The organism is Pseudogulbenkiania subflava DSM 22618, assembly GCF_900177275.1.
GTDB lineage: Bacteria > Pseudomonadota > Gammaproteobacteria > Burkholderiales > Chromobacteriaceae > Pseudogulbenkiania > Pseudogulbenkiania subflava.
Map to the genome: position 1 here is coordinate 194,627 of NZ_FXAG01000003.1, position 16,312 is coordinate 210,938.

General features: G+C 68.4%; 13 protein-coding genes. 5 read left to right on the top strand and 8 right to left on the bottom strand.

What is annotated here, in order from left to right:
• Positions 1-28: 28 nt before the first annotated feature.
• The gene (locus B9N72_RS04085) at positions 29-1,267 is read right to left on the bottom strand and encodes a multidrug effflux MFS transporter (RefSeq protein WP_085275159.1); all 1,239 of its coding nucleotides are present in this window, start codon (positions 1,265-1,267) and stop codon (positions 29-31) included.
• 114 nt (positions 1,268-1,381) lie between these two features.
• Between B9N72_RS04085 and arsC the strand changes: the two genes are divergently transcribed.
• From arsC to B9N72_RS04110, 5 genes are all read left to right on the top strand, one after another.
• Positions 1,382-1,732, top strand: a complete 351-nt coding sequence (gene arsC, locus B9N72_RS04090) for an arsenate reductase (glutaredoxin) (protein ID WP_085275160.1) — start codon at positions 1,382-1,384, stop codon at positions 1,730-1,732.
• A 60-nt stretch (positions 1,733-1,792) separates the two neighbouring features.
• Positions 1,793-2,287: a MarR family transcriptional regulator gene (locus B9N72_RS04095; RefSeq protein ID WP_085275161.1), complete on the top strand. Its 495-nt coding sequence runs from the start codon at positions 1,793-1,795 to the stop codon at positions 2,285-2,287.
• Positions 2,288-2,361: 74 nt separating this feature from the next.
• Positions 2,362-3,792, top strand: a complete 1,431-nt coding sequence (locus tag B9N72_RS04100; protein WP_085275162.1) for an efflux transporter outer membrane subunit — start codon at positions 2,362-2,364, stop codon at positions 3,790-3,792.
• Positions 3,793-3,801: 9 nt separating this feature from the next.
• Complete coding sequence (locus B9N72_RS04105; RefSeq protein WP_085275163.1) at positions 3,802-4,953, top strand: HlyD/EmrA/EmrK family protein; 1,152 nt, start codon at positions 3,802-3,804, stop codon at positions 4,951-4,953.
• A gap of 15 nt (positions 4,954-4,968) precedes the next feature.
• The gene (locus B9N72_RS04110) at positions 4,969-6,501 is read left to right on the top strand and encodes a DHA2 family efflux MFS transporter permease subunit (protein ID WP_085275164.1); all 1,533 of its coding nucleotides are present in this window, start codon (positions 4,969-4,971) and stop codon (positions 6,499-6,501) included.
• Between the two features lie 420 nt (positions 6,502-6,921).
• Here B9N72_RS04110 and B9N72_RS04115 read toward each other — a convergent pair whose 3' ends face one another.
• From B9N72_RS04115 to polA, 7 genes are all read right to left on the bottom strand, one after another.
• A complete protein-coding gene (locus tag B9N72_RS04115; RefSeq protein ID WP_085275165.1) occupies positions 6,922-7,347 on the bottom strand; it encodes a type IV pilin protein in 426 nt (141 codons plus the stop codon).
• On the bottom strand, positions 7,347-10,331 hold the full coding sequence (locus B9N72_RS04120; RefSeq protein ID WP_085275166.1) for a pilus assembly protein: 2,985 nt from the start codon (positions 10,329-10,331) through the stop codon (positions 7,347-7,349). The genes B9N72_RS04115 and B9N72_RS04120 overlap by 1 nt, the downstream gene beginning before the upstream one ends.
• On the bottom strand, positions 10,331-10,981 hold the full coding sequence (locus B9N72_RS04125; protein ID WP_085275167.1) for a pilus assembly PilX family protein: 651 nt from the start codon (positions 10,979-10,981) through the stop codon (positions 10,331-10,333). Before B9N72_RS04125 ends, B9N72_RS04120 begins: the two co-directional genes overlap by 1 nt.
• Positions 10,954-11,994 (bottom strand): PilW family protein, encoded by a 1,041-nt coding sequence (locus B9N72_RS04130; protein ID WP_085275168.1) that lies wholly within the window; start codon positions 11,992-11,994, stop codon positions 10,954-10,956. Before B9N72_RS04130 ends, B9N72_RS04125 begins: the two co-directional genes overlap by 28 nt.
• Positions 11,972-12,559 (bottom strand): type IV pilus modification protein PilV, encoded by a 588-nt coding sequence (gene pilV / locus B9N72_RS04135; RefSeq protein WP_085275169.1) that lies wholly within the window; start codon positions 12,557-12,559, stop codon positions 11,972-11,974. The genes B9N72_RS04130 and pilV overlap by 23 nt, the downstream gene beginning before the upstream one ends.
• 202 nt (positions 12,560-12,761) lie before the next feature.
• Complete coding sequence (locus tag B9N72_RS04140; RefSeq protein WP_085275170.1) at positions 12,762-13,328, bottom strand: GspH/FimT family pseudopilin; 567 nt, start codon at positions 13,326-13,328, stop codon at positions 12,762-12,764.
• Positions 13,329-13,532: 204 nt separating this feature from the next.
• Positions 13,533-16,304, bottom strand: coding sequence for a DNA polymerase I (polA, locus tag B9N72_RS04145; RefSeq protein WP_085275171.1), 2,772 nt, complete (start codon positions 16,302-16,304; stop codon positions 13,533-13,535).
• Positions 16,305-16,312 lie beyond the last annotated feature (8 nt).

Below are 16,312 nucleotides of genomic sequence, written 5' to 3' on the forward strand. Positions count from 1 at the left end.
ATGAGAATGAATTTCATCTTGATCCAGATCAACGCGATGCGCCGGCCAGCGCCACCTCACGCGCCAGGCGGCGCCGGAATGCCATGCGGAAGCCGAAGCCCAGGCTCAGGAACAGCGCCATGGTCAGCGCCAGCGAGAGCGGACTGCCCCATACCAAGGGTGCGATCGCCCCGGCGACCAGACTCGACATCATGGTCTGGGTGAAGCCCTGCAGCGACGACACCGTGCCACGCAGCTCGGGGAACTGGTCCATCAGGTTGAGCGTGATCGACGGTGCCACCAGCGACATGCCGGTGGTGTAGAGCATCAAGGGCGCTAGGTTCCAGAACAGCGCGGGCGGAAACAGCAGGTTGTAGAGCAGGTTGGCCGCCAGCGCCGCGAACATCACGCCGTAGCCCAGGTTGACGATCTGGCGCGCATCGCGCCGCCCGGCCAGGCGCCCGGACAGGAAAGCGCCCAGCATGATGCCGCCCACCGCCGGGCCAAACATCCACAGGAACTGCTCCGGCCCGAGCCCCAGGTGCTGCATCAGGAACACCGGCGCCGCCGGAATGTAGACGAAGAAGCCGGCGAAGTTGAACGACACCGCCGCCGCCAAGAGCTGGAACTCGCGTTTTCGGCCAACCCGGGCGTAATTGGCGAGCAGCGTGCCCAGGTGCAGGCGCTGGCGCCGCTCGTGGCCGTGCGTCTCCGGCAGCGAGAACCAGCTGATGACGAACAGCCCGAAGCCGATCAGCGCCATGAACACGAAGATCGAATGCCAGCCGAAGGCGCCGAATAGCCAGCCCCCCACCACCGGCGCGATCGCCGGCGACAGCGAAAACAGCATGGTCACCTGCGACATCATGCGCTGCGCCTCGGCGCCGTCGAAACGGTCGCGGATGATGGCCCGCCCCACCACCAGCCCGGCCCCGCCGCACAGCCCCTGCAGGCCGCGGAAGATCAACAGCGTGGTCAGGTTGTCGGCCAGCGCGCAGCCGACCGAGGCCGCCCCGAACAACAGGGTCGTCACCAGCACCACCGGACGACGTCCCACGGCGTCGGAAATCGAACCGTGCCACAGCATCATCATGCCGTAGCAGAACAGGTAGACGGTGAGCGCCTGCTGGATTTCCACCGGGGTCGCGCCGAGCGAGGCGCCGATGGCGCGCATCGCCGGCAGGAAGGTATCGATCGAAAACGGCCCGAGCGTCGCCAGCAGCGCCAGCACCAGGGCCAGGCCGCGCGAACGCGTGGCGCTCGGGGAAGTAACAGTCTGTGAAGGCATCAAATCGTCGTTTTCCAGTAATGAAAGTGGCCCCGGCCGCGCGGATGGCGGCGGCTTGGCCCCGGCCGGCCTATTGGGTCACAATAGCCGTCCGCTAAAAAAGGGGAACCCCGCATGATTCGCCTCTACCACAACCCGCGTTGCTCCAAGTCGCGCGAGGCACTGAAACTGCTGCAGGACGCCGGCGCCGACGTCGAGACCGTCGACTACCTGAAAACCCCGCCCAGCGCCGAGGAACTCGACCGGCTGCTGACGCTGCTGAAGCTCGAACCGCGCGAGCTGATGCGCCACAAGGAGGACGAGTACCAGGCGCTGCACCTGGACGACGTCACGCTGGAACGCCGCCACCTGATCGCCATCATGGTCGAGCACCCGCGCCTGATCGAGCGCCCGATCGCGGTGCAAGGCGACCAGGCCGTGATCGGCCGGCCTCCGGAGCGGGTCCTGACCCTGCTCGGGCAGTAAACCTGCCAACCGGCAAAATGTTTCTTGCGAAATAGTAACACGGTTTACTATAATCGGGCCATGAACAAATCCTTCCACCAGCTCGAGCAGGCGATAGACCGTGTCGACAGCCGCTTTCCCGGCGTGCCGCGCCAGGAGGTCATCCTCACCCGGCTCTATTACCACATCATGCCGCGTCTCGGCGCCTACCTGAACGAGGCGCTCAAGGATTACGGCATCCACGAGTCGGTGTGGATGACGCTGATGACGATGTACGCCTGCCCGGACCACGTGCTGTATCCGTCCGACATCAGCGACACGCTGGACTCCTCGCGCACCAACGCCACCCGCATCTCGGACGAACTGGTGAAGAACGGCTGGGCAGAGCGCCAGCCCTGCGCCGAAGACCGCCGCAAGATCCGGCTGGTGCTGACCGACGCCGGCATCCGGTTCGTCGAGCGCATCATGCCGGTAGCGCGTGACCGCAACCGCTCGCTGTGGTCCGACTTCAGCGGGGATGAAAAAGCGCAGCTGGAGGGTCTGCTGCGCAAATTGCTCGCCCGCCTCGGCGGCTGAGCAGGAACCGGCCTGGCCGGTTTTTTGTCGACCATATAGTAACCATGGTTATTATTTTGCAAATGAATAATTGCATGACCAAGCCCCCACTCCCCCGCCCCCACTGGCAGCCCGCCCTGGGGATGCTGCTGCTGTCCGGCCTCTTGGCCGGCTGCGCCACCCCGGCCCCGAGCGCCGCCCCCGCCACTCCGCTCAACGCCGAGCGCCTGGCGCTGCCGGCCGCCAAGACGGACACGGTGCACGACAACTGGTGGCAGGCGCTGGGCGACCCGGCGCTCGACCGGCTGATCGCCAGCGCACGCCAGCAAGCGCCGTCGCTGAAACTGGCCGCCGCCCGCGTGCGCGAAGCCGCCGCGCTGAGCGGGCTGGCCGACAGCCGGCGCGGCCCGCAGCTCGACGCCAATGCCTCCATCGACCGCGAACGCTATTCCGCCAACGGCCTGTTGCCGCCGCCGATCGGCGGCAGCTACCAGACGCTGTACTCGGCCTCGCTCGACGGCAGCTGGGAACTCGACCTGTGGGGCAAGCACCGCGCCGAACTGGACGCCGCGCTGGGGCAGCAGCGCGCCCAGGCGCTCGACGCCCGCCAGGCCGAACTGCTGCTGACGCAGGCCGTGGCCAGCCAGTACACCGCGCTGCAGCGCACCCTGGCGCAGCAGCAACTGACCTCCGCCCGCCTCAAGCTGGCCGACAGCCGCCTGCAACTGCTGCGCGCCCGCGCCAGCGCCGGCCTGTTGAGCGCCGACACCCTGCGCCCGCTGGAAGTGCAGCAAGCGCAGCTGAAGCAGCAGCTGAGCGCCCAGCAAGGCGACGCGGCACGCGCGCGCCATGCCCTGGCGGCGCTCACCGGCCAGGCGCCGAACGCGCTGGATAACCTGACCCCGGCCCCGCTCGGCACCACGCCAAGCCTCGACGAGGCAGCGCTCACCGCCGCCCTGCTGGGGCAGCGCCCGGACGTGGTGGCGCAGCGCGAGCGGCTGGAAGCGGCGGCGCACAGCGTCAAGGCGGCACGCGCCGCGTTCTACCCCAATGTGCAGCTGAGTGCCTTCATCGGCCTGTCGTCGCTCGACATCGGCCAGTTGCTGCAAAGCGAATCGCGCATGCTCGGCATCGCCCCGGCGGTCACCCTGCCGATCTTCCACAGCGGCGCGCTGCGCGCCAACCTGAGCCGCGAGCAGGCGCGCTACGACGAGGCGGTGGAGAGCTACAACCAGACCGTGCTCGACGCCCTGCGCCAGGCCGCCGACGCACTCTCGGGCCGCGACCAGGCGCGCCAGCAGCTGGCCGACGCGCGCCAGGCCGAAGACAGCGCCCGCCGTGCCAGCGACGCCGGCGCGGCACGGCTGCGCGCCGGCCTGAGCAACAAGCTCGACCTGCTCGGCACGCAGGAGGCGGAGCTGGTGCAGCGCGCCGCCCGCCTCGACAGCCAGGCCACCGGCCAGCTCGCCTTCGTCAACCTGAATACCGTGCTGGGCGGCGGCCTGCTGGCCCCGGCGCAGCCCTGAGGAGCACCCATGAAAAAACCCGCCAAAAACCCTTCGCGCCAGCGCGGCCTGATCCTGGCCAGCCTGGTGTTCGCCATCGCCGCCATCGGTTATGGCGCCTACTGGGCCACCGTGCTGCGCTACCAGGAAGACACCGACGACGCTTACGTCAACGGCCACCTGATCCAGCTCACGCCGGAGATCGCCGGCACCGTGGTCAGCATCGCCGCCGACGACACCGACCGCGTCAACGCCGGCCAGACCGTGGTGACGCTGGAAGCCAACGACGCCCGCCTGGCGTTCGAACGGGCGCGCAACGAGTTCGTGCAGGCGGTGCGCGAAACGCGCCAGCTGATCGGCAGCGAGCGCCAGCAGAACGCCCAGGTCAGTCTGCGCCAGAGCGAGCTGGCGCGCGCCGAAGACGACCTGAAGCGGCGCCAGCAGCTGGCGGGCAGCGAGGCGCTGTCGGCCGAGGAACTGGCGCACGCGCGCGACGCCGTGGCGACCGCGCGCGCCGCCTTGGCGGTGGCGCAGGAACAGGCCGCCAGCACCCAGGCCCTGCTCGGCCAGGAAACGCTGGCCAGCAAGCCGGCGGTGGCGCGCGCCGCCACCCGCCTCAAGGAGGCGTGGCTCGCACTCAAGCGCACCGAGGTGCGCGCCCCGCTGGCCGGCTACGTGGCGCGCCGCAGCGTGCAGGTCGGCCAGCGCGTCAACGCCGGCAGCCCGATGCTGGCGATCGTGCCGCTCGACAAGGTGTGGGTGGACGCCAACTTCAAGGAAAGCCAGCTGCACAAAATTCGCCTCGGCCAGCCGGTGGAACTGCACGCCGACATGTACGGCGGCGACGTCACCTATCACGGCAAGGTGGCCGGGCTGGCCGCCGGCACCGGCAGCGCCTTCTCGCTGCTGCCGGCGCAGAACGCCACCGGCAACTGGATCAAGGTGGTGCAGCGCGTGCCGGTGCGCATCGAGCTCGACGCCGCCGAACTGAAGACGCACCCGCTGCGTGTCGGGCTGTCGATGCAGGTCGAAGTGAATACCCATGACCAGAGCGGCGCCACCCTGGCCGAGGCGCCGCGCACGGCGCCGGCGCAGATGACCCGCGCCCTGCCCCCGGACCTGGCGCAGGCCGACGCGCTGGTGGCGCAGCTGCTCGCCGCCAACGCCGGCAGCCACCCCTAAGCCGGAACGCCCGCCATGACGCCTTCCCCGCTCACCGGTTCGCGCCTGGTATGGATCACGCTGGCGCTGTCGCTGGCGACCTTCATGCAGGTGCTCGACACCACCATCGCCAACGTGGCGCTGCCGACCATCGCCGGCAACCTCGGCGCCGCCACCAGCCAGGGCACCTGGGTGATCACCTCGTTCGGCGTCGCCAACGCCATCGCCGTGCCGCTCACCGGCTGGCTCGCCAAGCGCGTCGGCGAGGTGCGGCTGTTCGTCGCCTCGACCGTGCTGTTCGTGCTGGCCTCGTGGCTGTGCGGGCTGGCGCCGAACCTGCCGCTCCTGATCGCCTTCCGCATCCTGCAGGGCGCGGTGGCCGGGCCGCTGATCCCCTTGTCGCAGAGCCTGCTGCTGGCCTGCTATCCGCCCGAGAAGAAGGGCATGGCGCTGGCGCTGTGGGCGATGACGGTGATCGTGGCGCCGATCTTCGGCCCGCTGTTGGGCGGCTGGATCAGCGACAACTGGCACTGGGCGTGGATCTTCTACATCAATATTCCGGTCGGGCTGTTCGCCGCCACCGTGGCGCGCCGCGAGCTACAGGGGCGCGAGAGCGAGATCAAGGCGCTGCCGATCGACCGCGTCGGCCTGACGCTGCTGGTGCTCGGCGTCGGCGCGTTGCAGCTGATGCTGGACAAGGGCAAGGAGCTCGACTGGTTCCACTCCAGCGAGGTGGTGATGATGGCCATCGTGGCGGTGGTGGCGCTGACCTACCTGGTGATCTGGGAGCTGGGCGAGGAGCACCCGATCATCGACCTGTCGCTGTTCCGCATCCGCAACTTCACGGTCGGCGTGATCTGCATCAGCCTGGGCTACATGATGTACTTCGGCGGCGTGGTGCTGCTGCCCTTGATGCTGCAGACCCAACTGGGCTACACCGCCACCTGGGCCGGCATCGCCTCGGCGCCGGTCGGCATCCTGCCGGTGCTGCTCTCCCCGATCATCGGCAAGAACGCGCACCGCCTCGACATGCGCTGGCTGGTGACGGTGAGCCTCGGCGTGTTCGCGCTGTGCTTCTTCTGGCGCACCCACTTCTCGCCGCAGATGGACCTGGCCTACGTGATCTGGCCGCAGTTCGTGCAGGGCATCGGGTTGGCCTGCTTCTTCATGCCGCTGACCACCATCACGCTGTCGCGCGTGGCACCCAACCACGTGGCCAGCGCCTCCAGCCTGTCGAACTTCCTGCGTATCCTCGCCGGCAGCATCGGCGCCTCGGTCAGCACCACGCTGTGGGACACGCGCGAGGCGGTCCACCACACCCAGCTCACCGCCGCCATCGACAGCGGCGGCAGCGTCGCGCAGCAGTGGTTCGGCATGCTGGGCCAGGCCGGGCTGTCGGCCGGCCAGCAGGCGGCGCTGACGGCACGCGAGATCACCACGCAGGGCTATGTGCTGGCGTCCAACGAGGTGTTCTGGGGCGCGGGTTGCCTGTTCGTGCTGCTGCTCGGGCTGATCTGGTTCGCCAAACCGCCGTTCGGGCATTCCGGCGGCGACGGCGGCGCACACTGAGAACCCGTTCGCAAGGTGGGCAAAGTCACCAGGATTGCTCCACCAGCAATAACCGAACTCGACGCCAAGGCAACAATGACTCGTCCCCATTCCCCGTTGGCACGTGCCGATTGGACAGGGTTGGGCAAGGTTTTAAGCCGCCACCTGTTTGAGCGATTTGACGTTAGCAAATCGCGAGTTTGGCGGCGCCTTGCCCCACCCTGACCAAGCGGGAATTCACGGGCCGTCGGGATCGCGTGGGGTTGCAAGGGGACTGGCGAGACAGTCCCCTTGCCTGCTGGCGGTCAGCACCGCCCCTCAACATCGTCCGCGTAGCGGACACAACACCCGCCCCATGAACGTCATGCCTGAACATCGAAAACAACGTGCAAACTCGCTCGTCTAGGGACGGCCGAAACCTTAGCGGAACGTCGCCGGATGCTAGAGAGTACATTGCTCCTTGCCGTCCTTCCCGGTCTGGCACAGCTTGATGTTGCCGTCCTGGTCCAGCGTCAGCGTGCCGCCGACCCAGTCCTTGCCAGCCTTGGGCGAGGCCTCCAGCTGGTACTCGCCGTCGTCGGTGTTCTTGGCCGTGCTGGCGAAGGCGATGTCGTAGAACTCGGTGGCGGTCACCGGCAGGGAGGGCCAGGCGGTGGACGATTGCTTGAAGGTGCCCTTCTCGCTGTACCAGCGCTCGAGGAAGTGGGCATTGTCGAGCAGCGCGGCGCGTGCCTCGCTCTGGCGCGCGCGGATCACGTGCTCGCGGTACGAGGGCAGCGCCAGCGACGCCAGGATGCCGACCACCGCCAGCGCGATCAGCAGTTCGATCAGGGTGAAGCCCCGGCTTCGGCCAATCTTGTACCGCATCAGAATATCTCCCGCCAGGCGATGCGCCTGCCTTGTTTGCCAGCGTCGCCGGGGATGCCCACCCCCGCCGGCGACCCGTCGTTGCTGCCGCCGAACGCCAGCCGCAGCCCCCTGCCGGCCTTGGCGATGACGGCGTTGTCGCGGTTGGTGACCTGGCCGTTCTGGTCGGCATAACTCTGCCATTGATAATTGCTGGCGGCACTGACGTAGAGCCGCAGCGCCGACGGCATGCCCACTTCGGAGCGCACGCCGCTGGGGATCTGGGCCGCCTTGCCCGTTTCGAACACCGCCCAGTCGGCGACCGTGCCCTTGTCGTCGCCGTTCAGATCGAACGCGGTCTTGAGCGGGGCCGCCCCGGAGAGCGGGTCCAACGACATCAGCCAGCCGTCGCCGCCGACCGAACACTGCAGGTTCGCCACGAAGGGAAGCTGCGTGGTGAAGTAGAGCCGCTCGCCGACCAGCACCGGGGCGTGCAGCAGGCGCTCGCCGCTGGCGGCCGCCAGGTCCAGGAACCAGCCGCCGGCCGCCTTCTCGCCGATGGCGACCGGATGGCTGGTGGTGCGGCGCACGGTGTAGTCGTGCAGGCTGCCATCGGCCATCTTCACCGTGCTGCCGACTTCGCCGTCGAGGCTCTGGCGCACGATCAGCCCCCGCCCGCCGGCGCCCTCGCGGTCGCCGTACTGGTAATACTTGCCGCTCTGCGGCGTGTCCCACAGCCCGTACACGCTCTGACCGGTGATGGAGCGGCGGTCAGTGTCGTACAGCAGCTGGCCGCTGCCGAACAGCACCATGTAGCCGTCGCCACCCGGGCGCCGGTACAACGCCGGCGTGGCGGTGACCGGCTGGCTGGCGTCGCCCTGCCAGAACGGGCTGGCCGGCGCCGCCCAGTCGCCGCGCAGGTCGAAGCGCCACACATTGCCCTTGAGGTCGCCGGCGTAGACCACATCGGCCACCTTGTCGCCGTCGAAGTCCAGCACCGCCGGCCCGGACAGGCCGTTGCCGCTGGCGCGGCCGACCTTGATCTCGCCGAGCAGGGTGCCGCTGTCCAGTTCGAACACCAGCAGCGCGGCCTGGCCGCTGGCGCTGTCGTAGCCGTTGCCGCTGATCGCCGCCCACACGCTGGCGCCGCTCGCGGGATGACGCACCTTGGCGATCACCGGTTGGCCGAAGACGTAGCCGAGCGCGCTCGCGCCACTGGCCGCGCCAGCTTCCCAGCGCACCACTTCGGCCGGCGCGGCCGCCTTGCCGCCGGCCGACATCAGCGAGCTGACGTCGAGCGCGAACAGCGCCTTGCCGCCCTGCGCCAATGCGCCCACCAGGTAGGTGCGGCCATTGTCGAGGGTCTGCGCCACGCTCGCGCCGTTGACGTAGTAGCGGTGCGGCTTGGCCGAAGAGCCGTAGTCGGGGTCGGTGAGATCGACAAGCCGGGTCAGCACCTCGAACGGCACGTAGCCCAGCACTTCCTGGTAGGCACTGTCGCCCGTCTCCTTGCGGAATACGTGCAGCATGCCGTCGTTGCCGCCCACCGCCACCAGCTGGGCGCCCGTGGCCGAGAACGTGGTCAGCGGCGAATCGATGACGTCGCCGAGCCAGGGCGAGGTGCGCTTATCGAAGCGCTGCCCCGGCATGGCGTGGCCCAGCACGAAGTGGATCACGTCGTTGGGCTGGCTGCCCAAGGTGAGCTTGTCGTTGTCGGCCATGCCGGGCTTGAACGCCTGCGCCACCACGTTCACTTCGGCCGGCTTGCCGTTGTTCTTGCCGCACAGGCCGTTGTTGCTGCGGTTGTCGTAGTAGCGGGTATAGACGGTGCGCTTGTCCCAGTCCGGCAGCAGCGCCTCGCTCGGCCGGCTGAAATCGGGCTTGCCCTTGGCGTCGACCGGGTAGCTCAGCAGGCGCGAGGTCCAGCTGCGGGTGTCGTAGGTGGTGTGCAGCAGCGCGCTGGTCTGGCGCTCGCCGCTGACTGGCGGCGTCGAGGTCGAGTTCTGGCGGTAGATGTCGTCCATCGCCGCGGTGAAGCTGGCCTTGAGCTGCTCCCGGTTGCTCGCAGTGAAATAGTGCCCCCGGCCCTGCGTGGCCGTTTTCTGCAACAGTGGATTATCGACGGTGAAGCCGATGGTGTAGGTCTTGATCGACTGCCGCGCGAACGGTTCGGCGTCCCAGCCCTGCCCCTCGCCGTCGCTGCCCGAGGCGAACAGGTCGCCGGCAGCAGCGCGCCCGGCGAAGGACGGCAGGGGATTGTCATTGCCCGGCGACAGCCCCGCGAAGAGAGGGTCGCCAGACAGCGGAAACTCGTTGTCCTCGGTCGGCTCGCCGTCGGTCATCATCAGCACGAAGTTGGCCTGGCAGCGGTATTGCACCGGGCTGGCGTAGCGGCCGGAACCGCGGCTGCCCGACGCCGGATTGACCGGCTTGTAATAGGCCGAGGCCATGCCGCGGTAATAGCGCGTCATCTCGTAGTAGGCCTCGGCCAGCGGCGTGTTGGTGTCGGCGCCGAGGCTGTCGATGGCGCTCTTGACCAGGTCGAGATGGGCCTTGCCGCCACCGACCTCCGCCACCAGCCGCCCGGCCCGGTTATAGCGCAGATCCTCGCGGTCGTTGACGTAGTCCTTGTTGCTGGACGGATCGAACGAGAACAAGCCCCAGCGCATGTCGGGATAGGCATCGATCATGCTCTTGGTGACGTCCTTGGCGATCGACAGCCGCGTCTCGCCCTGCAGCGGGTCGAGCACGTCGCCATACCAGCAGCCACGCCAGTTGCAATACCTCTCGCGCTTCTGCCCGGTGTTGCCGTACACATCCCATGCCATGCTGCCCGAGTTGTCGAAGAACAGCAGGATATTGGGGGTAACCTTGACCGACAGCTGCAACGGCGCGCCCGGGTAGGGGCTGCTGTAGGCAGGCAGCGTGCAACTGTTGGCCGGATAAGCCGACAGCGGGAGCAGCAGCCCGGTCAGGCCGAGCAGGGACAGGAAGCGGGAGATCATCACGGCACCACGTAATAGCTTTGCAGCGTCACCACGCTGTTGGCGTTCTTGCCCCAGGCGCGCACGGTGAGACGGTAGAGCCGTCCGCCGCCGTCGCTGTCCTGGTAGTTCCGGTCGACCAGCTCGACCAGGTAGCGCGGGTTGGCCCACACCCCGTCCAGCGTCACCACGTCGGGACAGCGGTTCTGCACCGCGCCGCTCTTGAAGGCGTATTCCAGCGCGTTGCCGCAGGGGTGCAGCGTGGGCACGCTCTGCTTGCCGACGCTGACGTTGCGCTCCCAGGGCTGGAGCGCGCCGCCGCCCGCCTGCGCGCTGGTGGCGCACAGCCCGCTCTGCCAGCCGGCCGGATTGGCGTCGTTGCGGCAGCTGGCGCTGAACACGCCGCCGGCGCCGAACAAGGCGTCGTCGCTCTTGCCCGCCACGTCGAGCGCCTGGTCCATCTCCGCCAGCCGGGCCTCGGCCGCCTTCAACGCCAGCTCGGCGAGCTGGAAGGTGGCCTGACGGTCGCTCTGGTTGCTGCCGATACGCTGCTCGTCGACGATCAGGCGCGACGACGCCAGCACCACCAGGGTCATCATGATCAGCACCATCAGCGCCACGATCAGGGCGCTACCGCGCTGCCTCAGCCCTGCAGCGGACGCTGTGCGCATTGCACCCCTCCCCGCAAGGCCACCGTCAGCGGATAGGCCACGCTCACCTTCTGCCCCGCCTGCAGCGCCGAGGCCTGCTGCAGCGTCAGCGTCAGGCGCACCGTGCCGACCTGCCGCCAGTCGGCCACCCCGCCGGCCGCGGCGTAATGCAGGCGCGGCGTCGAGTCGGCGTCGCAATCGTCCAGCACACCGTAGTCCACGCTGAGCGACTCCACCCCGTCCGCCACCAGCGTGGCGGCGCCCAGGCTGCCGTCGGCCAGCATCTCGCGGCGCAGCAGCTGCTTTTCCCCACCGACCGCGGCCACGAAATAGGCACGCGACACCAGCGCCATCACTTCCAGCGAACCCAGCTGATGACCGGTGGCGCGGCTGGCCGTCCGGAGCGGCAGCGCATGGGCTTCGTCCAGCGTCAGCGTCTGCGCCGTCTCGCTCTTGCCCAGGGTCATACCGCTGCCGCTGGCCAGCACGTCGATCTGCGAGCAGCTGGCCAGCGCCAGCCGGGTCCAGTTGGCCCAGTCGCCCTGCTCGGGCGGCTGGAAGGTGAGGCCGGTGACGGCGTCGCCCGCGGCGTTGACGGTGCGGGTGCCGAGCGGAAACGCACCCTGGCCGTACTGAACGATCAGCAGGTCGCTGTCCGCGCTCAGGCCGCCGAGCCAGGCATTGGCAGCGGCGCTGCCCTTGGCGAGGCCGCGCAGGCCGTTGCTGTCCTGGTCGACCTGCTGCCAGGCACTCGCCCCGCCGCGGTTCACCACCTGCCAGTCGTCGCCGCGCTCGCCGAGCACGGCGCAGCCGAAGTTGCCGGCCATGCGCAGGTCGCGCGCCAACAGCTGCAGCGCCGAGCGGGCGTCCTGCTGGCGTGTAATGCGCTGCTCGGCGGCGCGCAGGCTCTGGCGCGTCGAGACGAAACTGCCGAACACCACGGCGACGATGATCGAGCCGATGGCCATCGCGATCATCAGCTCGATCAGGGTGATGCCGCGCTGACGCACTTCAGGGCTCGAACACGAGGACATAGCGGTTTTCAGCGAGTGGAGAGGATGCCGTGGCGGCACGCTGGCCGCTGTCGACCAGCGCCTGACGGCTCTTGCCGTCGAGGCGGGACGACCACACCACGCGGATCGACAGGGGGCCGCTGCCGCTGCAACCCGGATCGTCTTGGCTCGGGGCGGCGCTGCCGCGGCATACCGCCGCCTGCACGGCGTTGCCGGCGGCTAGTCCGCTGGCCAGCCCGGACTTGAAGGTCCACAGATCGAGCGCGGCGAGGTTCTGCTGGCTGCAGCCGGCGGCCTCGCGGCAGCTGCTGGCGGGAGCGCTGGCGTCGTGGCTGGCGTAACCGCTCTCGACGTAGTGCTCCCAGGACAGCACGGTGGCGCCGTTGGCATCCCGCTGACGCAACGGGTTGGCACGCATCGCCTCGGCCAGGCTTTCCGCCTGCAGCGCCACCAGGCTGCGAATCTCGGTATCGCGGGTCTGGCTCAGGGTGCGCACCTGCAGCCCGGCCAGGGCCAGCAGGCCGACCAGCAGCACGAACATGGCGATCAGCACTTCCAGCAACGAAAAGCCGCGCTGGCGGGACACGGAACCTGTCCACGATCTGTCGCGAGCGCCCCTCCGCGAGGTGAAGAGCAGCACAGAAACCGGACTGTCCTGGAGTGCATGACGATTTCTGATCGCTGTGCGAATCTCTGCGGGCACCTCTTCGGATGTGTCCCGCGATGGATTCGCACGCCGTGCACATGAGCCCCGATCAGGGGCGCGCAGCAAGATCGTGAACAGGTTCTCACGCGCAGCCGGCACAATCGCCCCCCTTGCACAGCCGTGGCCGGCCGTTGGCCAGCACCGTGACGCTGGCGCATTGCCCCGAGGCGGCGTCGCGCACCACCCAGGACGGGCTGACCCCGGTGGGCAGGCGCCCTTCCGGGGTCAGCATGAACTGCTCGAGCGCCGAGCTGACCGTCGGCTCGCCGCTGAACATGACGTGGCGGCGGCGCTCGCCGCTGTTGTAGCGCCCGGGGTTGCCGCCGGGCCGGTCGGCGTACAGCAGCACGCCCTCCGACCACGAGGTGTCGCCCTTCTTGGCCTTGCCCTGGCAGCCCTGCACGTCGAGGTTGCTCTTGGTGTTGAGCGCGCACAGGTAGACGTTGGCGTTGCTGCGGATGGCCTCGCTGCGGGCGAACTGCACGCTGGAGAGCAGCGCCTGGGTGCGGCTTTCCATGCGCGAGTCCGCCAGCAGGGCGTTGAAGCCGGGCACGGCCAGCGCCAGCAGGACGGCGGCGATCGAGATCACGACCATCATCTCGATCAGGGTGAAGCCCCGCTCCCCTCGGCGAAACACGACATCCATCATAGTAAATAATGCTTAATTATAGTTTTGTCATATAAGTTCATCAGGTTATCATGATGGATGGGCTTTTCCAAGCCGCCGGCGTTGCTAGGACCGAATGGCAGGGGGCGATCAACGCTGGCTCATTACCCGCCCCCCCCCTGCCGCGTCGAGCGGACAAGAAAAAACCGCCCGCAGGCGGTTTTGGTCGGCATGAGGCGGACGCGCTCAGTGCGCCGCCTCCCAGCTCTCCCCGGCCCCCACTTCGGCCAGCAGCGGCACCTTGAGCTCGGCCACGCCGGCCATGATCTGCGGCAGCCGCTCCGTGACCCGCGCCAGCTCGGCCGCAGGCACTTCCAGCACCAGTTCGTCGTGCACCTGCATGATCAGCTTGCTGGCCAGTCCTTCCGCCACCAGCCAGCGCTGCACCGCGATCATCGCTAGCTTGATCAGGTCGGCGGCGGTGCCCTGCATCGGCGCGTTGATCGCGGCGCGCTCGGCGCCGCTGCGCCGGCCCGGATTGCTGGCGCGGATTTCCGGCAGGTAGAGGCGACGCCCGAACACGGTCTCGACGTAGCCCTGCTCGCGCGCCGCTTCGCGGGTGCGCTGCATGTAGTCGGCCACGCCGGGGAAGCGCATGAAGTAGCGGTCGATGTACTGCTGCGCCGCGTTGCGCTCGATGTCGAGCTGGCTTGCCAGGCCGAAGGCGCTCATGCCGTAGATCAGGCCGAAGTTGATCGCCTTGGCGGCGCGGCGCTGCTCGGACGTCACCTGCTCGCGCGTCACGCCGAACACCTCGGCGGCGGTGGTCTTGTGGATGTCCTCGCCGCTGGCGAAGGCCGCCAGCATGTTGGCGTCGTCCGACAGGTGCGCCATGATCCTGAGCTCGATCTGCGAGTAGTCGGCACTGACGATGCGGTGGCCCGGCGGCGCGATGAAGGCTTCGCGCACACGCCGGCCCTCGGCGGTGCGCACCGGGATGTTCTGCAGGTTGGGGTCGGAGCTCGCCAGCCGCCCGGTGATCGCCACCGCCTGCGCGTAGTTGGTGTGCACGCGGCCGGTATCGGGGCGGATCAGCGACGGCAGCTTGTCGGTGTAGGTGGACTTGAGCTTGGCCAAGCCCCGGTACTGCAGGATCAGCTTGGGCAGCGGGTGGTCGAGCGCCAGTTGCTCGAGCACCGACTCGTCGGTGGAGAAGCCGCCGGACGGCGTCTTCTTGACCCCCTTGGTGTCGATGCCGAGCTTGCCGAACAGGATTTCCTGCAGCTGCTTGGGCGAGTTGAGGTTGAACGGCTGGCCGGCCTGCTGGTAGGCCTCCTGCTCCAGTTGCAGCATCTGGCTGCCGAGCTGGTGGCTTTGTTCGGCCAACCTTTGGCGGTCGATCAGCACGCCGTTGCGCTCCATCGCGAACAGCACCTCGGCCACCGGCAGCTCGATGTCGCGGTACACACTAGCCAGGCGGCCCTCCAGCTTGCCGGCCAGCGCCCGGTTGAGGCGCAGCGTGATGTCGGCGTCCTCGGCGGCGTAGTTGGACGCCACCGCGATGTCGACCTCGGCGAAACCGATCTGCTTGGCGCCCTTGCCGCAGATGTCCTCGTAGCTCACCGTGCTCTCGCCCAGGTGGCGCCGCGCCAGGTCGTCCATATTGTGCGTCAGGTGGCTCTCGATCACGTACGACGCCAGCAGCGTGTCGTCGGCGACGCCGGCCAGCGCGATGCCGTGGTTGGCCAGCACGTGGCGGTCGTACTTGAGGTTCTGGCCAAGCTTCTTCCTGGCCGGGTTCTCCAGCCAGGGCTTGAGCCGGGCCAGCGTGGCGTCGAGGTCGAGCTGCTCGGGCACGCCGGCGTAGTGGTGCGCCAGCGGCAGGTAGGCGGCCTCGCCCTCCGTCACCGAGAAGCTCATGCCGACCAGGCGCGCTTCCATCTGGTCGAGGCTGGTGGTTTCGGTGTCGAGCGACACCACCGGCGCCGCCTCCAGCTTGGCCAGCCAGGCCTCGAGCTCGGCCTCGGTGAGAATGGTGTGGTAGCGGCGCTCGACGGCGGCGACGGGCGCCTCATCATCCTCGTCCGCGCCGAACAGCTCGCCGTTGACGCCGGGGTTGGCCGAAGCCATCGTGGCGGCATCGGCAGGGGCCTCGCCGTTGGCGTCGCTCACCTCGCGCAACCAGCTGCGGAAACCGAAGCGCGTGAACAGTTCGACCAGCTTCGGCTTGTCGCGCTCACGGTGCAGCAGCGTGGCCATGCCCTGCGGCATCTCGCCGTCGAGCGGCACGTCGCACTTGATGGTGATCAGCTCGCGCCCCTTCGGCAGCCAGTCGAGCGCGGCGCGCAGGTTGTCGCCGACCTTGCCGGAGATGGCCGCGGCGTTGGCCATCACGGCGTCGAGCGAGCCGTACTGTTCCAGCCATTTGACCGCGGTCTTGGGGCCGCACTTGTCGACACCCGGCACGTTGTCGACCTTGTCGCCGATCAGCGTCAGGTAGTCGATGATGCGGTTCGGCGGCACGCCGAACTTCTCCTTCACCCCGGCCTCGTCGAGCGTCTCGTTGGTCATGGTGTTGACCAGCGTCACCGCCGGCGTCACCAGCTGGGCGATGTCCTTGTCGCCGGTGGAGACGATCACCTGCATGCCGGCCGCCTCCGCCTGGCGTGCCAGGGTGCCGATCACGTCGTCGGCCTCGACGCCGTCCACCACCAGGATCGGCCAGCCGGACGCTTGCACCACGTCGTGCACCGCCGTAATCTGGCTGGCCAGCTCCTCCGGCATCGACGGGCGGTTGGCCTTGTAGTCGGGATAAAGCTCGTCGCGGAAGGTCTTGCCTTTTGCGTCAAAAACGCAGGCGCTATAATCGAACCGGACCTCCTTCTCCAGGCGACGCAGCATGTTGACCATGCCGTAGATCGCTCCCGTCGGTTGGCCTTCCGGAGAACGCAAATCGGGCATGGCGTGAAAAGCGCGATACAGATAAGAAGAGCCGTCGATCAATAATAACGTTTTCATAGAAGGCG